This is a genomic window from Pseudomonas meliae (genome assembly GCF_001400515.1).
Classification (GTDB): domain Bacteria; phylum Pseudomonadota; class Gammaproteobacteria; order Pseudomonadales; family Pseudomonadaceae; genus Aquipseudomonas; species Aquipseudomonas amygdali.
The window spans coordinates 1-2630 of sequence record NZ_LJQT01000105.1 but is presented as its reverse complement, the minus strand read 5'-3'; the positions used below and the strand labels follow the sequence as shown (position 1 = coordinate 2630).

Genomic DNA, 2630 nt, shown 5'->3' with positions numbered 1-2630 from the left:
CTTGATCGGAGAATCCTAAGCGTCTACGCCGACAAAGGTGAAACCACTGGCCATTACGCCGAGAATCAGCGCACCGATCACAGTGCCGGTGATTCGCCCTACTCCACCGGACAGGCTGGTGCCGCCGATGACTGCGGCAGCGATAGCGTCCAGTTCATAGGACATGCCCATTCCGGCCTGCCCGGTTGCGGCACGTGCCGAGGCAACCACCCCGGCCAGCCCGGCCAGCAGCCCGGCGATGCTATAGACGATAACCAGGTGGCGCTTGACGTTGATCCCGGAAGTACGCGCAGCCTGCATGTTGCCGCCGATGGCGTAGGTGTATTTGCCGTACTTGGTATAACGCAGGGCAATGTGGAAGATCACCGCCACCACCAGAAAGATGATCACCGGCATCGCGCCCTGTCCGATAGCCGTGTAGGAGTCAGAGAGCATGCTCACCGGCTGACCTTCGGTGTAGAAGCGCGCCAGGCCACGCGCGGAGACCATCATGCCCAGCGTGGCAATGAATGAATACCGGTTATGGCAATGATGCTGCCGTTGATGGCACCCGCCAGCAGCCCGACTCCGAGCCCGACCACGATCGGAATCCACACGGGCAGGTCGGTCAAGGAAGGAAATACCGCCCGGGAGAAGTCCGAGGTTTGCGCCAGGCTCGCGGCAATCATCGCTGACAGTGCCAGCACCGAACCGGACGACAGGTCGATGCCTGTGGTAATGATCACCTGAGTCACGCCGATGGCCAGCAAGCCGATGATCGACACCTGAAGGATCATCAGTACCAGACGCTGGGAGTTGAGCAGAAAGCTCTGATCACGGACGATCCAGCCAAACAGCTCAAAGATCAGACCGATACCGATCAGCACCAGAAAAATACTCAGCTCGGTTGGCAGCCGCCGTTTGTTCCTGGTCGGTGCCAAGGCTGGTTTGTTTTGCGAAATCGCGTTGCTCATGTTCGTTCCCCTTTTGTTCTTCTACCGAGCCCTGTAGTGCGAACTCAATGAACCTTGTGGCCGGAGGCCAGATGCATGACTTTTTCCTGGGTCGCTTCGCCTCGATCGAGGATTCCCATCATTTCGCCTTCGTGCATGACCATCACACGGTCGCTCATACCGAGGACTTCCGGCAGCTCTGAAGAGATCATGATGACGGCCATGCCTTCACTGGCCAGCAGGGAGATCAGGCGATAGATTTCCGCCTTGGCCCCTACGTCGATGCCGCGGGTGGGCTCATCCAGAATCAGTACCCGGGGATTGGTCATCAGCCAGCGTGCCAGCAACGCCTTCTGCTGGTTACCGCCCGACAAGGTGTCGATGCACTGCTCCAGTGACGGGGTCTTGACCCGAAGTTTTTTGCACATGTCCTCGCACAGCGCACGCAGTGCCTTCTGTTGCACGAAACCGTTGCCGGCATAGTTGGCGAGCACGGCCATTTCCATGTTTTCCATCACCGACAGGCATGGAAACAGCCCAGTCAACTTGCGGTCTTCCGTCAACAGCGCAAAACCCAGATCAATGGCCTGATGCGGATCGGCAATGTGTACCGTAGTGCCATCAAAGCGTACCTCGCCGCTGTCGCTGGGGGTTATGCCGAACAGGGTCTCGGCCACATTGGTCCGGCCCGACCCCATCAATCCGGCAATGCCTAGAATCTCTCCGGCACGCAAATCGAAACTCACGTCCTTGAAAATGCCGTTCAGGCACAGGTTGCTGACTGAAAGCAGCACTTCGCCTGGCGGCTTTTCCCGCTCGGGAAACAGTTGGATCAACTCACGCCCCACCATCATGGTGATCAGGCTGTCGCCGTCCATACTTTCGGCGCGCTGCAGGCCGATATAGGCGCCGTCGCGAAAAACCGCTACTTCGTCGGCAATCTCGAAGACTTCGTTCATCTTGTGGGTGATGTAGATGATGCCTTTACCCTGAGCGCGGAGGTCGTTGATGATCGAAAACAGGTGAGCGACTTCGGTTTCGGTGATGGCCGAAGTCGGCTCATCCATGATCAGCACGTCCGAGTTATATGACACAGCTTTGGCGATCTCGACCATCTGCCGCTCGGCGATACTCAGGTTGCCCACCAGGTCTTCGGGATCGAGCCTGATGCGCAGGCGCTCCAGCAGTTCGGCAGTGCAGCGGTGCATTTCCCGGTGATCGACCATGTGCAGACCGTTGAGCTGTTCGCGACCGATCCAGATGTTCTCGGCGATGCTCATGAACGGCATCAGGTTCAGCTCCTGATGGATCATCGCAATGCCGGCCTGCAGGGCCGAAAGTGGCGTCTCGAAGCGAATCGGCTTGCCACGCAAACGGATTTCGCCCGAGTCCGGCTGGTAGATGCCAGCGATGATTTTCATCAGCGTTGACTTTCCGGCACCGTTCTCGCCCATCAGCGCCAGCACGCTGCCAGGGCGCACACGCAGTTGGACGTCGTTGAGCGCGATGACACCGGGGAAGCCCTTGCTGATATGGCTGATTTCAAGCAGATAAGGCGGCTGGGCATCCGGCGTCGGGCTATCGCTGTCACTGGACGGCAGATCGCGTTGTGCGGGCGGGTTGGCAGTAGCTGAACCGAACAGGGCAGCCTGCGGCTGCAAATTGTGGGATTTTGAAATCGGTTATCATAGCCGAAAT

Annotated in this window: 1 protein-coding gene and 1 pseudogene; both read right to left on the bottom strand. The window is 58.4% G+C overall.

Annotated features, from left to right (window positions below; translation table 11 throughout):
* Positions 1–18: 18 nt before the first annotated feature.
* Positions 19–953 (bottom strand): annotated as a pseudogene (locus ALO64_RS04740) (ABC transporter permease); the annotation flags it as partial.
* Between the two features lie 44 nt (positions 954–997).
* Positions 998–2575, bottom strand: coding sequence for a sugar ABC transporter ATP-binding protein (locus tag ALO64_RS04735; RefSeq protein ID WP_044345819.1), 1578 nt, complete (start codon positions 2573–2575; stop codon positions 998–1000).
* Between the last annotated feature and the right edge of the window lie 55 nt (positions 2576–2630).